Source organism: Streptomyces sp. NPDC060035, assembly GCF_042736635.1.
Taxonomy (GTDB): domain Bacteria; phylum Actinomycetota; class Actinomycetes; order Streptomycetales; family Streptomycetaceae; genus Streptomyces.
On sequence record NZ_JBHWVO010000014.1, the window covers coordinates 79,527 to 96,124 of the forward strand.

Sequence of the window (16,598 nt, forward strand, 5' to 3'; positions counted from 1 at the left end):
CTCTCACACATTCTCGGGAAGAAGCACGGTCGGCGCGGGTCCAATTCAGCGCACGGGCTCGGGCTCGGGCTCGGCCGGGCTCTGCTCCCCGGCCCGCACCGTGGCAGCCTGCGCCGCGCGGGTGAGCGGGGGGCAGGCGAGACCGGCGAGCAGCAGCACGGCCGCGAGGATCGCCCAGCCGATCCGGCCCTGGCCGACCGCGAGGGCGGTCACCAGGAACGGGCCCGCGGTCTGCTGCAGACCACGGCCGAGCGCGAACACCCCCTGGTACTCACCCTGCTTGCCGGGCGGCGGCAGGTGGAGGGAGAGCCCCCACGAGCCGGCGGCCTGGCTGAGCTCACCAAGGACGAGTACCGCCGTGCCGACGAGCAGCAGCGGCACCGCCACCGCGGCCGTGACGTCCTCGGTCAGGGCGAACACCAGACAGCAGGCGGCGAGCAGCAGCCCGGAGCGGCGCAGCATCCTCGCCGCACCGGGGGCCGTCTCGGCGCCCCGGCTCGCGGCCACCTGGAAGGCGATGACCAGGACGGTGTCCAGGATGAGCAGGACAGCGTTGAGCGAGCTCGGTGCCTCGGTATGGCCGATGATCCACAGCGGCAGGGCGACCATCAGGATCGGCTGGTAGAACTCGAGGACGCCGCACAGCAGCGCGAGCGCCACGAACCTGTAGTCCCGCAGCCCGGAACGGGAAGTGGGCTGCGCGGCGGTGTCGGCCGTGACGGTCTTCCCCGTACGTCCCGGAAGCCGCCAGGTGATCAGTGCACAGCCGGCATGCGCCACCGCGGTGATCAGGGCGACCGCGTAGAACGCGGGCCGGCTGCCGACCGTGAGCGCGCCGCCCGCGATGGCCGCACCCAGCATGAAGCCCACGTTGAAGAGGCTGCGCATCTGGGCGCTGACACGGACCCGCTCGTCCGCCTGGAAGACCTCGTGGATGAGGGCCATGCGCAGCGGATGGGACGAGGTCTCACACACCGAGATCAGCGCCGCGAGCACCACGAACCCTGCGAAACCGGTGACCCCGCAGTAGGCCGCGAACAGCAACGCCAGCGCCGCGTAGGAGGCAAGCAGCGGCAGCCGGGGCCCGTAGCGGTCGGCGAGCCGGCCGATCGGCACCGTGCAGAGCATCCCGGCCAGACCGGCGACGGACAGACCGGTGCCGACCTGTCCCGCCGTCAGGCCGATGGCGCTCCGGAAGAAGATGGCGCTGGCGGTCAGGAAGAGACCGAAGCCGGTTGCCTGGACGACGGTCAGTACGGCGAGCCGGCGGGCCGGCCCGGGCGCGGGCACCAGGTCGTTCGCCCAGGAACGGACCGCCTTGACAGCCGGGTTGCTTGCCACAGTTGCGTGCACCTCGTGGGTCTCGTGCGGGGGAATGCATGCGGGGATGGGTGGGGCGGGGCAGAGAACGGGCTCAGGCGCCGTGGCCTGCCAGCTTCTTGGCGATGATCTCCGCGACGACGGCATCGCGAAGCAGCGCCAGCGTCCCCGCCGACGCGACGGCGTGGGTTTCGGTCGAACCGGCCAGCGGGGCCCAGTCGGCCTCCGGCCGGTCTGCGTCCTCGGCGAGCTGGATGACGGTGATCTCGCCGCCGTACGGGCGCGGCTCGTAGTGCTCCTGGGCGAAGACACCGGCGGCCCAGACGGCCTGGCGCCAGTGCAGGTCGGCCGGGTCGACGCCCTCGTCCAGCCAGGCGATGTCGACCATGCCGCGCATCAGGCGCTCCTGGTCGGTGTGCAGGTCGGGCACCTCGAAGCGCTCGCGCAGGGAGGAGAGCCGGAAGTCGTACAGCTCACGCAGGCCCCAGGCCGCGTCGAGCTCGGTGGTGCCGGGCGGCATCGTGTTGATGACGGCGAGGACGGCGACCTGCTCGCCGTTCGCCTCCAGCTGCCGCGCGATCTCGTACGCGATGCGGCCGCCGGCGCACGGGCCGACGAACAGGTACGGGCCCTCGGGCTGGACCGTGCGGATCTCCTTCAGATAGCGCGCGGCCATCTCGACGATGGAGAGCGCGGGCCGTTCGCGGCCCCACAGGCCGGCCATCTCCAGGCCGTATGCGGGGCGTCCGCCGCGGAAACTGTCGACCAGGTCGGCCATGAAGCGGACGTTGCCCGTGCCCCAGTGGAAGCAGAAGACCGGGGTGCCGGTGCCCTCGGTGGCCAGCGGGACCAAGGTGGCGGACGGCTCGGTCCGCATCGGGCTCAGGCCGGACTCCCACACGGTGCTGAAGTCGGGGTCGGCGCTCGCCGCGGCCGGCTCGGCGGAGCCCCCGGCAGGGTTCAGCGCGTCCGCGATGGCGGCCGGGGTCTTGTGCGTGTAGATGTCGCCGGCCGCCAGCTCGAGGCCGCGCTTGCGGGCTTCGGTGACGACGTTGACGATGAGGAGCGAGTAGCCGCCGAGCTCGAAGAAGTCGTCTTCAGGATCGACGTCGACGTCCAGGAGGTCTTCCCAGATCTCGCTGATGATCTGTTCGATGTCGGTACGGTCCAACGCCATGGCGGGCGTCCTTTCTGCAGGGTGCGGGTCGGGTGACGTAGGTGGTACGGGATCAGGCCGGGGCGCCGGCGGCCTCGGGGCGGCGGCTGGTGATTCCCGCGAGGATTCCGCCGAGTTCGAAGCTCTCCGGCGATCCCGCGGGGGTGAACGCGCTGACGAGCAGGTCGATGACGGCCCGTGGCCGGAACAGCTCGATGCCCTTGCGGTGCAGCTCGTCGAGGTCCTCGCGGCGCAGATGCGAGTAGTACCCGGCCTCGGCAGGATCCTGGGGGCGGTCGGCCCACCGGCCGTCCGCCGCTGCCCGTTCGATCGCGTCGAGGAGCAGGCCCGCGGCCTGTCCGCGCTGGTCTGTCATGTTCTCCAGGACCGAGCGGTCGTAGCGGAGCGGAGCCCCCGCCACCGAAATGACGCCACCCGCGTCCCAGTTCTCGTTGACACGGTGCAGGGTGAAGCCGGCCTCGTTCTCTCCGCGCAGCATGGAGCGGGCGAAGGTCAGCACACCGCGGTACTGCGGCAGGAGTCCCGGGTGCAGGTTCGCGAAAAGCGCGGGTGCCCCCGGCTCGGGTCTGAAGTGGTCGATGAGCGGCGCGCGGAACTTCTGGTAGCAGCGCACGGAGAACCCGGCCCGCACCTCCTCGGCCGCCAGGTAGGCGATGAAGGCCGGGTCGTTGACGTCCTCGACGACCCTCACCACCACCCTGTCCCGGTGGAGCTTCGCGAGGCCGGCCGGGGACAGCAGGCAGCCGTGCAGCGGCGTGGGCCGGCTGTCCAGATAGGGGTAGACGCAGCTGCCGAGCAGCGTCCGCTCGTAACGGAACAGCTCGCGCAGCTCGGGCTCCGCCCTGGTGCTCGGCTGCTGGTCGGTGTAGCAGATGTACGGGGTGTGGCCGGCCCGCAGGACGTCGCTGAGTACCTGGCCGACGATCAGATGGGACGTGATGTCGCTGCCGACGAAGAACGCCACCCGCATAAGGGGTCTCCTGATGGGTGTACGGAAGACGGGATCTGGAGGAAGAGGGAACGGCGGTCTGTTTCAGGCCGCGCCGATCCGGGCCATCACCGTGGCCACCGCGCTGTGCGCGTTTGCCAGGTTGGTCTCGAACGAGTTGGTGTAGAAGTGCACACCGCGGGTGAGCGGACCGATGTAGAGCGCGCGGCCGGAGAGGGAGCCGTCGCGCCGGACGACCCGCATGTCCTCGAAGCCGACGTCGATCCCCCCGAGCGGGTGCGGGCTGATGTCGCCGCGCATCAGCATGTTCTGGATCAGTGAGGAGTCGCTGCGCTCGAGCGCGAAGCCGGTACCGGTGGCGTTGACGAGGTAGTCGACGTCGTACACGGTCCGCTCGCCTCCGACCGGTGCCGCCTCGATGCGGAAGAGCTGCCGCTCGTCGTCGTACGCCACCGACGTCAGGCCGCTGGTGACCTGGAACGCGCCTTCCGTGGCCATCGTGAGCAGTCTGCGCGCGTTGTCCAGCGGCATGCAGTGGCGGAACATCGACCAGACCGACAGGTGGTTGTTCATGAACGCCGCGCGAGCTTCGGCGGACATGGCCCGCCAGACGTGCGGGATGACCTCGGACGTGGCGTCGAGGATCGAGTACCAGAGCGTCTGGCTGTTCTCGGCGAGCTCGATGTCCTTCGCGAGCGTGGCGGTGAACATGGCCGACGGCTCGGCCAGCACCCGCTCCCAGTCGACCGCGAGCCCGAGCCCGTCCTCGAGCTCACTCTGGAAGAGTGCGGCGACTTCGGCGAACTCCAGTTTCCTGGTGTGGTCGGCGGTGAGCAGCCGCAGGTTCTCCGCGGTCACATGGCGCAGGGTGTACCGGACCCGGGGGCCCTGGACCTTGGGCAGTGAGCGGCGCCGCGAGAAGCAGGTGATGGCGCCGCGGTGCCCTGAGGCGCGCAGCTGGAGCAGTGCGTCGACGGCGGTCAGGCTGGTGCCGAGGATGCCCACCGTGGTGTCCGGGTCGATCACTTCGAGGCCCGCGCCGTGCCACATGGAGTGGATGTAGGTGGGGACCTTGGTGAACTCCAGGTATTCGGTCGAAGGCAGGTCGCCCAGACAGAGGAAGGAGTAGTCGAAGACGAAGTGGTCGAGCCCGGCGATCAGATGCATGCCCCGGGCGTCCTCGCGGCAGTCGCTCACCACGGACTTGTGGGTGATCACCTTGGTGCCGTGCTGCCGCGCCTGGGCGAGCGCCTCCTCGAAGAACTCCTGGAGGTATGCGGCGAAGAGCCGCCGCGGGACGTAGTCGGCCTCCGTGGAGGCGCCCGCCGCATCCACACGCTCGGCCAGCCAGCGCACGAAGTGGGTGGGGTCATCGGGATGGACGCTCATGGTGCCGGCCCGCATGTTCAGCAGATGACAGTCGTGCGGAGTGCTGTACGCGACTCCGGCGCCGAGCCGTTCCTTGGTCTCGAAGATGTGGATCTCCGCGTCCGCTGCACGGCCGGTCGCGGCCAGGGAGCGGACCAGGGCGACAAAGACGCCGACACCGGTCGCTCCCATGCCTACGACCGCGTACCGCAGGGCCCGGTCGGGGTGCGGGGTTACGTCACTTACGGCTGACACGGTTGGCCGGGCCTTTCGTGGTGGCTGTCGGGAGGAGTGCTCAGTGGCCCTGCGGACCGCGGTCGATGAGCTGCTCGCGCTCAGGGCCGACCGAGACGTACCGGATACGCGCGCCGACGAGCTCCTCCACGCGCAGCACGTAGGCGGCCGCGGCCGGAGGCAGCCGGTCGAAGTCCCGCACCGCGGTGATGTCCTCGTCCCAGCCGCGCGCGGTCTCGTACACCGGGCGGGCACTGCCGAGGAGATGCGTCATGGGGAAGCCGGTCACCGGCACCCCGTCGATCTCGTACGCCGTGCAGATCCGCAGTTCGGGCAGGCCGCTGAGGCTGTCCAGCTTGGTGAACGCCAGCTCGTCCGCGCCCTGCAGGAGCACTCCGTAGCGGGAGGCCACGGCATCGAAGTGACCGATCCTGCGGGGGCGTCCGGTGTTCACGCCGTACTCGCCGGACGTGGTGCGCAGCGCGTCGGCCCACTCACCGTGCTCCTCGGTCACGAAGGGGCCTTCGCCGACACAGGTGGAGAAGGCCTTCAGCACACCGGTCACCCGGCTGAGCGGGGTACCGGGCAGACCGGAGCCGACCGGTGCGTAGCCGGCCAGGGTGGTGGAGGAGGTGGTGTAGGGGTAGATCCCGTACAGGATGTCGCGCAGCGCACCGAGCTGGGCCTCGCACATGATGTGCTTGCCCGCCTCCTGGGCGCGCTGGAGCTCGAGGCTGACGTCGCGGACGTAAGGGCGCAGCCGTCCGGCGTACTCGAGTCCCCACGTGACCATGTCGTCGAGAGAGATCGGCGGGGCGTCGGGGTAGAGCGCGCCGTGCGCAAGGTTCTTCCACTCGACGACGGGCGCGAGCCTGCGGCGTAGCCGCTCCTCGTCGAAGAGCTCGCCGAGCTGGAGGGCCTTCTTGAGGTAGCGGTCGCCGTAGACGGGGGCGATGCCGCGCCGGGTGGAACCGAAGGGCTGGTCGGCGAGCCGGTCCTCCTCCAGGCCGTCCTGGTCCCGGTGGAAGGGGAAGCAGACCGTGGCCCGGTCGGAGACCAGCAGCCCGGAGGTGTCGATCCCGCTCTCGCGCAGCTGGACCAGTTCCTCGTCGAGGGACTCCAGGTCGAGGACAGTGCCGGGGCCGATCACGTTGACCGTGCCGGGGTTGAAGATCCCGGATGGGACCAGCCTGAGCTTGAAGGTGCCCAGGTCGTTGATGACGGTGTGGCCGGCGTTGTTGCCGCCCTGATATCTGACCACCAGGTCCGCGTCACGGGCCAGGTAGTCGATCATCCGGCCCTTTCCTTCGTCGCCCCAGTTGATGCCGACGACCGCGTGCAGGGTCATGTGTTCTCGTTCCTAGGTATGCGGGTTCTGTGGTCCTGCGGGCACGGATCAGCCGCGGGCCACGCCGCTGTCGCGGGCGGCGGTCGCGACCGCCTGGGTGACGGCGGGCACCACGCGTGCGTCGAAGGAGTCGGGCAGGACCCGCTCGGGCGTCAGTTCGCCGGCGACCACGTCGGCCAGGGCGCGGGCCGCGGCCAGCTTCATGGACTCGGTGATGCGGGTGGCCCGTACCTGGAGCGCTCCGGCGAAGATGCCGGGGAAGGCGAGGACGTTGTTGATCTGGTTGGGAAAGTCCGAACGGCCGGTGCCGACGACGGCCGCGTAGCGGCGTGCGGCGTCCGGGAGGATCTCCGGGTCCGGATTGGAGAGCGCGAAGACGATGGCGTCGGGAGCCATGGTCGCGAAGGGCTCCTCGGCCATCGGGCTGCCCGAGAGGCCGATGAACACATCGGCGCCGTTCATCGCGTCCGCGATGGTGCCGGTGCAGCCGCCGCGGTTGGTATCGCGCGCCAGGGCCTGCTTGGCGGGGTTGAGGTCTTCGCGGCCCTCGTGGACGACGCCCTTGCTGTCGCAGACAACGATGTCGCGAATGCCCGCGTCGAGCAGGATGCGAGCCACGGCGACACCGGAGGCGCCGGCGCCTGCCACCACGGCGCGCAGGTCGGCGAGCTCACGCCCGGTCACGCGGGCGGCGTTCCACAGGGCGGCGAGCGTGACGACGGCAGTACCGTGCTGGTCGTCGTGAAAGACCGGGATGTCCAGGCGCTCCTGGAGCCTGCGCTCGATCTCGAAGCAGCGGGGGGCGGAGATGTCCTCCAGATTGATACCGCCGAAGGAGGGGGCGAGCCGCGCAACGGTCTCGACGATCTCGTCCGGGTCGGTGCAGTCCAGCGCGATCGGTACGGCGTCGACCCCGGCCAGCTGCTTGAAAAGGATCGCCTTGCCCTCCATCACGGGCAGCGAGGCCTCCGGGCCGATGTCGCCCAGGCCGAGCACGGCAGTGCCGTCGGTGACCACGGCGACCGAGGAAGACTTCCAGGTGTACTCGTACGCCAGCTGCGGGTCCTCGGCTATCGCGGAGCACACCCTTGCCACCCCGGGGGTGTAGGCGAGGGAGAGGTCCTCGGCGCCGCGCAGCGGCACCGTGGCGGCGATTTCCATCTTTCCGGCCCGGTGGTAGGCGAAGACCGGGTCTTCCACCAGGTCCTCCCGTTGAGGGGAGTGGGACAGCTCGGTCGTCATGGTCACTCTCTTCGTTGTGCCGGGTTCGTTGTGGCCGCGCCGATGCCGGGCGTGCGAATCGAGCCGGCGACCCCATCGCGTCGTCGCTGAACCTAGGTAAACTTGCCGAATCTTGTCAAGCCTTGCCAATGGCCTGACCGGCGATTACGGTCGGCCTTGCACCGCCAAGATGCAAGCAAGACAGAGAGATCAGGTAAGTGAAGACAATTCTGCGCATGGTGGCCGGTCTCGGCCTTTCGGTTCTCCTGGCCTTGACGGCCGTCCAGCTCGGTGACGCGGGCACCGTCGCCTCCACCGGCGTCTCCGCCGGCGCCTACCTGGACAACATCGACTGGCCCTAGTGCCGCGAGGGAGCAGGCTGCCAACCCTGGTAGAGTCCCATTGCCACGTTTGGGCAATGATTGTCAGGGAAGCAGCCCTGGCAGCATGATGACAACGTTCTCGCGAGGTGGCAGCGGATGCAGGAGCAGCCCGAATTCGGCCGACGCCTGCGCCAGCTGAGGCGTCAGCAGGGGAAGTCGCAGACGGATCTCACCGGTCCGGGGATGTCCGCCGCGTACCTCTCCAGGCTGGAGTCCGGTGCCCGCCCGCCCACCCGGCGAGCCGTCGAGTACCTCGCCGTCCGGCTCGGGCAGCCGACCGACGCGTTCGATATGCCCCCCGAATCCGAGCTCGGGGACGTCGTGGCCATGAGCCTCACGTCCTTCGGCAAGGAGGGGGAGGCCGAGATGCGGTCCATGCTGCAGGGCGCGCTCGCCGAGTCCCCCGACGCCGACCCGCAGCTCCGCTGGCAGGCGCTCGCCCAGCTTGCGCGGTTGCACGAGGCGGTCGGGGAGTACGAGGAGGAGCGCGCCGTCCTGCACGAAGTGTGCCGCCTCAGCGACGCCATGGAGCGTCCGGTGCTCAGGGTCCACTCGCGGATCTGGTTCGCCCGGTGCGTCCGTAACCTCGGCGACGCCGAGCTGGCCCGTGAGCGCGTACAGGAGGCTCTCGCCCTGAGCGAACGTCACCACCTCCACGTGCCCGTTGCCAACCTGCTGCGCAGCAAGCTCCTGCTGGCCTCCGTGGAGGCCGAACTCGGCAACCTTGCGGAGGCTGCCCGACAAAGCGGCGAGGTATGCGCGTCGCTCCCCGCGAACGAGGGCCCGCTCGCCACGGAGGCGTTCTGGGTCACGGCGACCGTTCACACCCGGCTCGGCCAGTACGAACAGGCCGCTTCGCTGCTCCAGCAGGCGCTGGCCGCCCTCGACAGCCGCGACGACTTCACGCTGTGGATGCGGCTGCGGCTCGCGGCGGCCTCGCTCGCGCTGCAGGCCGCCCCTCCTCAGCTCGGGGAGGCCGACCGGCACTTGCAGGCCGTCGAACCCGCGCTCGGTCTGGCCGGCACCCCGCGGCATTGTCAGGAGTATCTGTTCCTGCGGGCCCGCCTTGCCTTCCAGCAGGGCGCGATGGCCGAGGCGCGCGCATTCTGCGGCCGGGCGGAGGAAGGTCTGCACCTGCTCTCCTACCGTGACCGCATCCGGCTGGAGGTGCTGCGCGGACTGCTCGACGCACACGCCGGGGACGTCAGCGCCCTGTCCAGGCTGCGCAGCCTGGCCGAGAGCGTTCAGCAGGCGGGCATGCCCGACCTGGCAGCAGAAGTGTGGCGCGCGGTCGCCGAGTGGACCGCGCTACCGAAGTGACCAACACCGTGGCGTCGGGCCCGGCTGTTTCGTACCGGTGGTGCTTACCGGATCCGCGCAGCTCGTAGCGGCGCTGCTCGGTGTACTGAAGTGCGGTGCCTGAAGTGTGGTGGTGCCTGAAGTGCGGTGCCTGAAGTGCCGTGCCGCGTACGCGGCGGTGGACCGGCGCCGGCCGGCCGCATTCGCGCTGTCACCGAAGCGATGCAGCCTCCCGTCGTCGTCACCCGGGACACTGCCTGCCCGTCGGCCAAGCCTGGCCCGAGGCCGACGGAGACGCTCCCGCCACCGTGTTCTTCACCTCGGGAACGTCCGGCACCCCCAAGGCCGTCGTGTCACCGCACCGGACGACCACCCGCCTTTTCGGCGAGCTCACCCCATGGTGGGCCCCGGCCGGGTCGTCGCCCAGGTCGCTCCGGTCTGTCTCCTGGGACGCCTTCTCGCCCGAGGCGTGGGGAGCTCTCACCACCGGGGTTCACCTGCGGTCACCGGTGACGACCACCTGCTGCCCGGCGGACTGCGCACCCTGGTCACACAGGCAGCGGTCGACACCGTCTTCCTGACCAGGCGTTGTCCAACCTCTTCGTCGAGGAGGACGTGGAGCGCTGCCACGGGCAAGGCCGGAATCAGGGAGAGAGAACAAGAAGGGGCCAGACCTCTCGATCTGACCCCTGACCTGGTATTTCTCGCTCTGATCTGGACTCTCCTCAGAGCCGCCGATCACCGTTACACGTTGAAGCGGAACTCCACCACGTCGCCGTCCTGCATCACGTACTCCTTGCCCTCCATGCGGGCCTTGCCCTTGGCCCGGGCCTCGGCGACCGAGCCCGTCTCGACCAGGTCGCCGAAGGAGATGATCTCCGCCTTGATGAAGCCCTTCTGGAAGTCGGTGTGGATCACACCGGCCGCCTCGGGGGCCGTCGCGCCCTTCTTGATCGTCCAGGCGCGGGTCTCCTTCGGACCTGCCGTGAGGTAGGTCTGCAGGCCCAGCGTGTCGAAGCCGACGCGGCCGAGGGTGGCCAGGCCGGGCTCTTCCTGGCCCATGGACTGGAGGAGCTCGAGGGCCTCGTCGTCGTCGAGCTCGATCAGCTCGGACTCGATCTTGGCGTTGAGGAAGATGGCCTCGGCCGGGGCCACCAGGGCGCGCTGCTCGTTCTTGAAGTCCTCGTCGACCAGCTCGTCCTCGTCGACGTTGAAGACGTACAGGAACGGCTTCGTGGTGAGCAGGTGCAGCTCGTGGAGCAGGCGGCCCTTCTCCGTGCCGGCGGTGATGCCCCTGGAGAAGAGGGTGTCGCCCGCCTCCAGGATCTTCTGGGCCTCCTCGACCGCGGCGAGGACGGCGACCTTCTCCTTCTGGAGGCGGGCCTCCTTCGTCAGGCGCGGGACGGCCTTCTCGACGGACTGGAGGTCGGCCAGGATCAGCTCGGTGTTGATCGTCTCGATGTCGTCCTTGGGCGAGACCTTGCCGTCGACGTGGACGACGTTCTCGTCCTTGAAGGCACGGATGACCTGGCAGATCGCATCGGACTCGCGGATGTTCGCGAGGAACTTGTTGCCCAGGCCCTCGCCCTCGCTCGCGCCGCGCACGATGCCCGCGATGTCGACGAAGTCGACGGTGGCGGGGAGCAGCTTCTGCGAGCCGAAGATCTTGGCGAGCGTGTTCAGGCGCGGGTCGGGTACACCCACGACGCCGACGTTCGGCTCGATGGTGGCGAACGGGTAGTTGGCCGCCAGCACGTCGTTCTTGGTCAGGGCGTTGAACAGGGTCGACTTGCCGACATTCGGCAGGCCGACGATTCCGATCGTGAGCGACACTTTGGCGACTTCCTGAAGTGAGGATGAGGAGTGAGCTGAGGGGCTGTGCGGGGCGGGCCCGGTGTGGACCGATTCTCCAGTTTACGGGCGGGGCGCGGCGGCCGGTCACGGGTCCGGGGCGGGCGGTGTGCGGCCGGACGGGCGGGCGGCGTGCAGCCGGACGGGGCGGGCGGTGTGCGGCCGGACGGGCGGGCGGCGTGCAGCCGGACGGGGCCCGTTTCGGCCGTGTGGCATCGAACGCAGGGCCAAGGTCGGCCAAAGCGCGTGTCCAACGCCCGAAAGAACCCGCACAGCGACCTAGGTTGTCCAGGTGGAGCAGCACAGGACACGTACCCCGCAGCGCAGGCAGTCCCGGCAGGCCCCGCTGCCCCCGCCGGGCGGCCTCGGCGAGGCCGCAGCCGCCTATCCGGTGCCGGCCGGCGGCGTGGGGGTGGCAGTCGCACCGGGGCCGGGACCCCGGTCCCGCACCGTCGCACCCGTGGTGCTCGCGCTGCGCAGGTTCCCCAACCCCCGGCTGACCGGCATCGGCGCCGGGCTCTTCGCGGCCCTGGCCATGTTCCTGCTGGCCTGCCTGGACCGGTTGCTCCTCGGCAGCTCGGAGGTCGTGTACGGGGTGCTGTTCCTGCCCGTCAGCGCGCTGACGGCGCTCTGGGTGCGGCCTGCCGACCTGGTCACCGCGCCGATCAGTGTGCCCATCGCCTTCGCCGTCGGCGTGATCCCGGTCGCCGGAGGCACGGGCGGCTTCGGCGGGCAGACGATGGCCGTGGTCACCGCGCTCGCCGTCCATGCCGGCTGGCTGTACGGCGGCACGCTCATCGCCGGGATCATCGCGACCGTACGAAAGATCCGGCACATGCGGGAGCGGCAGCGGCACCTGGGAAGGACCGGCCAGGGTGCACGCCGCCCCCGCTCGTAGCCCAGGGTCAGTTGCCTGCGGCCGCCATGGCCGCGCCCACTATGCCCGCGTTGTTCTGCAGCTCGGCCGGAACCATCTCGGCGCGTACGTGTTCGATGAGGGGCAGGAACTTCTCCGCCTTGCGGCTGACTCCCCCGCCGATGATGAAGAGCTCGGGCGAGAACAGCATCTCCACGTGAACCAGGTACTTCTGCACCCGGTGCGCCCAGTGCTGCCAGCTCAGGTCCTCGTCCTCCTTGGCCTTCGTGGAGGCGCGCTTCTCCGCGTCGTGCCCGTGCAGCTCCAGGTGGCCGAGCTCGGTGTTGGGGACCAGCTGTCCGCCGGTGAAGACCGCGCTGCCGATCCCCGTGCCCAGGGTCAGCATGATCACCGTCCCCTTGCGGCCCCGCCCCGCACCGAAGGTCATCTCGGCGAGGCCGGCCGCGTCGGCGTCGTTGAGGATCGTGACGGGCCGGCCGATCCGGTCGCTGAGCAGCGCACGGGCGTCCGTGTCGATCCAGGCCTTGTCGACATTGGCCGCGGTGCGGGTGATGCCGCCGGTGACCACTCCGGGGAACGTGATGCCGACCGGGCCCTGCCAGTCGAAGTGGCCGACGACCTCGGCCACACCGTCGGCCACGCTGTCGGGCGTGGCCGGATGCGGTGTCAGTACCTTGTGACGCTCCTGCGCCAGCTCTCCGCGGTCCAGGTCCACGGGAGCGCCCTTGATCCCTGACCCGCCGATGTCCACACCGAAGATCTTCATGGAATCCACGGTACGGGCAGGTGGCGCGGATCACTCCCCGGGGAGGGGATCCGCGCCACGGGGACGTGCCGGTTACTCGGCGGAGAGTGCCGCCGCCTCGGCGCGCAGGTCCCGGCGGAGCTCCTTGGGCAGCGAGAAGGTGATCGACTCGTCCGCGGTCTTCACCGTCTCCACGTCGCCGTAACCCCGCTCGGCCAGCCACTCCAGCACTCCGTCGACCAGGACGTCGGGGACCGAGGCACCCGAGGTGAGTCCGACCGTGCTGACGCCTTCCAGCCAGGTCTCGTCGATCTCGTCGGCGAAGTCCACCAGGTGCGCGGCGGGCGCGCCCGCGTCCAGGGCGACCTCGACCATGCGGATCGAGTTGGACGAGTTCTTGGAGCCGACGACGATGACCAGCTCGGCGTCCTCGGCCAGCTTCTTCACCGCGATCTGACGGTTCTGCGTGGCGTAGCAGATGTCGTCGCTGGGCGGGGAGATCAGCTTCGGGAACTTCTCCTTGAGTGCGTCCACCGTCTCCATGGTCTCGTCGACCGAGAGCGTGGTCTGGGAGAGCCAGACGACCTTCGAATCGTCGCGTACGGAGACGTGGGCGACGTCCTCGGGGCCGTCGACCAGCGTGATGTGGTCGGGAGCCTCACCGCTCGTACCGATGACTTCCTCGTGGCCCTCGTGGCCGATCAGGAGGATGTCGTAGTCCTCCTTGGCGAAGCGGACGGCTTCCTTGTGGACCTTGGTGACGAGCGGGCAGGTCGCGTCGATGGTGGCGAGCTTGCGCTCGGCGGCTTCCGCGTGGACGGTCGGCGCGACGCCGTGGGCCGAGAACATCACGATGGAGCCCTCGGGGACCTCGGCGGTGACGTCGACGAAGATCGCGCCCTTCTTCTCCAGGGTCTGCACGACGTACTTGTTGTGCACGATCTCGTGACGGACGTAGATCGGGGCCCCGTACTGCTCCAGGGCCTTCTCGACGGCGATCACGGCACGGTCCACGCCCGCGCAGTAGCCACGGGGCGCGGCGAGAAGGACACGGCGGGCAGGAGTAGCAGTCATGCGTCCCATCGTAAGGCCGTACCGAACAGGCGCGGGATCGGCGGGGTCGGGAGACTGAAGCCCTGTGCGGCGGGGCTGGCGAGCGACGGAGGTCTCATGGCGGGCAGCAGCGTGGACGGAAGGCTGCGGCGCACGCTCGGCTTCCGGGACCTGGTGGTCTACGGACTGCTGTTCATCGCTCCCATGGCCCCGGTCGGCGTGTTCGGCACGCTCGACGCGAAGTCCGACGGCGCTGTCGCGCTGGTCTATCTCGTGGCGACCGTCGTGATGGCCTTCACCGCCTTCAGTTACGCCCAGATGGTGGCCGTCGCCCCGCTGGCGGGTTCGGTCTTCGCGTACGCCCGCAAGGGGCTCGGGGAGGGGCCGGGTTTCATCGCGGGCTGGATGGCGATGCTCGACTACCTGCTCATTCCGGCGGTCGCCTATCTCTTCTCCGGGATCGCGATGAACGCGCTGGTCCCGGAGGTGTCGCGGTGGGTGTGGACGGCGATCGCGGTGGTCGTGACCACGCTGCTCAACCTGTGGGGCGTACGCGCGGCGGCCCGGGTGGGCTTCGCGGTGCTCGCCATGGAGATCGTGGTGCTGCTGGTGTTCGTGGTGTCGGCGGTGGTGGTGCTGGCCAGGGACGGGGCACAGCGCGGCTGGCTGACCCCGCTCACCGGGGACTCCGGTTTCTCGATGACGGCGGTGCTGGGGGCGGTGTCCGTCGCGGTGCTCTCGTACCTGGGCTTCGACGCGATCGCCTCGTTCGCGGAGGAGGTGACGGGCGGCTCGGCGAAGGTGGCGCGTGCGGTGCTGTTCTGTCTCGTCCTCGCCGGGGTGCTGTTCGTGGTCCAGTCGTATCTGGCGGCGCTGCTGCAACCGGTGACCTCGGCGGAACTGGCGGCGGACCCGGTGAAGCAGGGGTCGGCGTTCTACGACGCGGTGGATGCCTCGGTCGGGACGTGGCTGCACGACCTGGTGGCCGTGAGCAAGGCGATCGGGGCGGCCTTCGCCGCGCTGGCCGGGCAGGCGGCGGCCGGGCGGCTGGTGTTCGCCATGGCCCGGGAGCACCGTCTGCCGTCGTTCCTCGCCCGGGTCGACGGCGGGTCCGGGGTGCCGCGCGTCGCGATCGCGGGCACCGCGATCGTGACGCTGGTGGCGGCGGTGTGGGCGGCCCGGCGCGACGACGGGCTCGACCATCTGGTGTCGGTCGTGAACGTGGGCGCGCTCACGGCGTTCGTGCTGCTGCACGCGTCGGTGGTGGGCTGGTTCGCCGTACGACGGATGGAGGGACCGCCGAACTGGTGGCGTCATGTGCTGTTCCCTGTGGTGGGCGCCGGGGTGCTGATCGCGGTCATCCTGGAGGCGACGGCGAGCGCCCGGCTGGTGGGGCTGTGCTGGCTGGGCATCGGCCTGGTGGTGCTCGGGGCGCAGTGGGGGCGGCGGACGGCCTGAGGAGCGGGAACCGGGCCGGGTTCCCCGTATCGATGTCCGTCCCGGCCGATACGCTCGCCGTATGGCTCTCACTACGTCCCCGGAAGCTCCGCTGCCCGTCGGCGACGTGTCACGGCTCATCGGGGGGTGGATCGACCGGCTCGGTGCGGTCTGGGTCGAGGGGCAGATCACCCAGCTGTCGCGGCGGCCGGGCGCCGGCGTCGTCTTCCTGACGCTGCGCGATCCTTCGCACGACATCTCGGTGAGCGTGACGTGCTTCCGCCAGGTGTTCGACCGGATCGCCGATGTGGTGACGGAGGGCGCGCGGGTCGTCGTCCTCGCCAAGCCCGAGTGGTACGCGCCCCGCGGGCAGCTGTCCCTGCGGGCCACGGAGATACGGCCGGTGGGCATCGGCGAGCTGCTGGTGCGGCTGGAGCAGCTGAAGAAGTCGCTGGCCGCCGAGGGTCTTTTCGCGCTGGACCGCAAGAAACCCCTGCCGTTCCTGCCGCAGCTGATCGGCCTGGTCTGCGGGAGGGCCTCGGCGGCCGAGCGCGATGTCCTGGAGAATGCCCGGCGCCGCTGGCCCGCGGTGCGCTTCGAGGTGCGCAACACCGCGGTGCAGGGAGTGCACGCGGTGAATCAGGTCGTCCAGGCGGTGCAGGAGCTCGACGGGCTGGCCGAGGTCGACGTGATCGTCGTCGCGCGCGGCGGCGGCAGCGTGGAGGACCTCCTGCCGTTCTCCGACGAACAGCTCATCCGTGCGGTGGCCGCGTGCCGCACACCGGTGGTGTCGGCCATCGGGCACGAGCCGGACTCCCCCCTGCTCGATCTGGTGGCGGATCTGCGGGCGTCGACGCCGACGGACGCGGCCAAGAAGGTCGTTCCGGACGTGGGCGAGGAGCTCGACCGGGTGCAGCAGCTCCGGGACCGGGCGCTGAGGACCGTGCGGGGACTGCTCGACCGGGAGGAGCGGGGGCTGGCACACGCGCTGGGCCGGTCCGCCATGGAGCGTCCGCAGCGGATGGTCGACGAGCGGGCGGCGGAGATCGACGCGCTGGCCGGTCGGAGCCGCCGGGTGCTGGGCCATCTGCTGGACCGTGCCGACTCGGAGCTTGCGCACACCCGGGCGCGGGTGGTCGCACTGTCGCCCGCGGCGACGCTGGAGCGGGGTTACGCGGTCTTGCAGCGGCCGGACGGACATGTGGTGCGCTCTCCTTCGGACGCCGGGGCGCCGGGCGAGGAGCTGCGGGCGCGGGTGTCGGAGGGCGAGTTCACGGTGCGGGTGGCCGAGTGACGGGCCGGAGGCCGGCCCCTGATGTCACAGCTCACGCATAGG

At 70.2% G+C, this 16,598-nt stretch carries 15 protein-coding genes; 6 read left to right on the forward strand and 9 right to left on the reverse strand.

The features are described from left to right. Nucleotides 1-45: 45 nt before the first annotated feature. The 6 genes from ACFWBQ_RS22415 to ACFWBQ_RS22440 form a co-directional block, all read right to left on the reverse strand. Entirely contained in the window at nucleotides 46-1,341 is a 1,296-nt protein-coding gene (locus ACFWBQ_RS22415; RefSeq protein ID WP_385491753.1) for an MFS transporter, read from the reverse strand. 73 nt (nucleotides 1,342-1,414) lie between these two features. Further along, nucleotides 1,415-2,497: a thioesterase domain-containing protein gene (locus tag ACFWBQ_RS22420; protein ID WP_385491756.1), complete on the reverse strand. Its 1,083-nt coding sequence runs from the start codon at nucleotides 2,495-2,497 to the stop codon at nucleotides 1,415-1,417. Between the two features lie 52 nt (nucleotides 2,498-2,549). Then, nucleotides 2,550-3,467, reverse strand: coding sequence for a formyltransferase family protein (locus ACFWBQ_RS22425; protein WP_385491759.1), 918 nt, complete (start codon nucleotides 3,465-3,467; stop codon nucleotides 2,550-2,552). 63 nt (nucleotides 3,468-3,530) lie between these two features. Continuing rightward, nucleotides 3,531-5,069 carry an FAD/NAD(P)-binding protein gene (locus ACFWBQ_RS22430; RefSeq protein ID WP_385491763.1) on the reverse strand — a complete coding sequence of 513 codons (1,539 nt, stop codon included), beginning with the start codon at nucleotides 5,067-5,069 and terminating at the stop codon, nucleotides 3,531-3,533. Between the two features lie 40 nt (nucleotides 5,070-5,109). Continuing rightward, nucleotides 5,110-6,396, reverse strand: a complete 1,287-nt coding sequence (locus ACFWBQ_RS22435) for an adenylosuccinate synthase (RefSeq protein ID WP_385491766.1) — start codon at nucleotides 6,394-6,396, stop codon at nucleotides 5,110-5,112. 48 nt (nucleotides 6,397-6,444) lie between these two features. After that, nucleotides 6,445-7,638 (reverse strand): NADP-dependent malic enzyme, encoded by a 1,194-nt coding sequence (locus ACFWBQ_RS22440; protein ID WP_385491769.1) that lies wholly within the window; start codon nucleotides 7,636-7,638, stop codon nucleotides 6,445-6,447. Between the two features lie 197 nt (nucleotides 7,639-7,835). On the opposite strand from ACFWBQ_RS22440, the gene ACFWBQ_RS22445 reads away from it, so the two are divergent. The 3 genes from ACFWBQ_RS22445 to ACFWBQ_RS22455 all read left to right on the forward strand — a co-directional run bounded on the left by ACFWBQ_RS22445 (nucleotide 7,836) and on the right by ACFWBQ_RS22455 (nucleotide 9,880). After that, nucleotides 7,836-7,979, forward strand: coding sequence for a hypothetical protein (locus tag ACFWBQ_RS22445; RefSeq protein ID WP_385491772.1), 144 nt, complete (start codon nucleotides 7,836-7,838; stop codon nucleotides 7,977-7,979). Between the two features lie 117 nt (nucleotides 7,980-8,096). Continuing rightward, the gene (locus ACFWBQ_RS22450) at nucleotides 8,097-9,320 is read left to right on the forward strand and encodes a helix-turn-helix domain-containing protein (RefSeq protein ID WP_385491775.1); all 1,224 of its coding nucleotides are present in this window, start codon (nucleotides 8,097-8,099) and stop codon (nucleotides 9,318-9,320) included. A gap of 140 nt (nucleotides 9,321-9,460) precedes the next feature. Continuing rightward, complete coding sequence (locus tag ACFWBQ_RS22455) at nucleotides 9,461-9,880, forward strand: AMP-binding protein (protein WP_385491778.1); 420 nt, start codon at nucleotides 9,461-9,463, stop codon at nucleotides 9,878-9,880. Between the two features lie 163 nt (nucleotides 9,881-10,043). Here the strand turns inward: ACFWBQ_RS22455 and ychF are convergent, their stop codons facing one another. Then, the gene (gene ychF, locus ACFWBQ_RS22460; RefSeq protein WP_385491781.1) at nucleotides 10,044-11,132 is read right to left on the reverse strand and encodes a redox-regulated ATPase YchF; all 1,089 of its coding nucleotides are present in this window, start codon (nucleotides 11,130-11,132) and stop codon (nucleotides 10,044-10,046) included. Between the two features lie 310 nt (nucleotides 11,133-11,442). On the opposite strand from ychF, the gene ACFWBQ_RS22465 reads away from it, so the two are divergent. After that, a complete protein-coding gene (locus tag ACFWBQ_RS22465) occupies nucleotides 11,443-12,048 on the forward strand; it encodes a DUF6542 domain-containing protein (RefSeq protein ID WP_385491784.1) in 606 nt (201 codons plus the stop codon). A gap of 7 nt (nucleotides 12,049-12,055) precedes the next feature. On the opposite strand, the gene ppgK is transcribed toward ACFWBQ_RS22465, so the two are convergent. Both ppgK and ACFWBQ_RS22475 read right to left on the reverse strand, forming a co-directional pair. Then, nucleotides 12,056-12,793, reverse strand: coding sequence for a polyphosphate--glucose phosphotransferase (gene ppgK / locus ACFWBQ_RS22470; protein ID WP_385491787.1), 738 nt, complete (start codon nucleotides 12,791-12,793; stop codon nucleotides 12,056-12,058). Between the two features lie 72 nt (nucleotides 12,794-12,865). After that, the gene (locus ACFWBQ_RS22475) at nucleotides 12,866-13,855 is read right to left on the reverse strand and encodes a 4-hydroxy-3-methylbut-2-enyl diphosphate reductase (RefSeq protein ID WP_385491790.1); all 990 of its coding nucleotides are present in this window, start codon (nucleotides 13,853-13,855) and stop codon (nucleotides 12,866-12,868) included. A gap of 87 nt (nucleotides 13,856-13,942) precedes the next feature. On the opposite strand from ACFWBQ_RS22475, the gene ACFWBQ_RS22480 reads away from it, so the two are divergent. Both ACFWBQ_RS22480 and xseA read left to right on the forward strand, forming a co-directional pair. Continuing rightward, nucleotides 13,943-15,283 carry an APC family permease gene (locus ACFWBQ_RS22480; RefSeq protein ID WP_385491793.1) on the forward strand — a complete coding sequence of 447 codons (1,341 nt, stop codon included), beginning with the start codon at nucleotides 13,943-13,945 and terminating at the stop codon, nucleotides 15,281-15,283. Nucleotides 15,284-15,344: 61 nt separating this feature from the next. Next, a complete protein-coding gene (xseA, locus tag ACFWBQ_RS22485; RefSeq protein ID WP_385491796.1) occupies nucleotides 15,345-16,556 on the forward strand; it encodes an exodeoxyribonuclease VII large subunit in 1,212 nt (403 codons plus the stop codon). The last annotated feature ends 42 nt before the right edge of the window (nucleotides 16,557-16,598 follow it).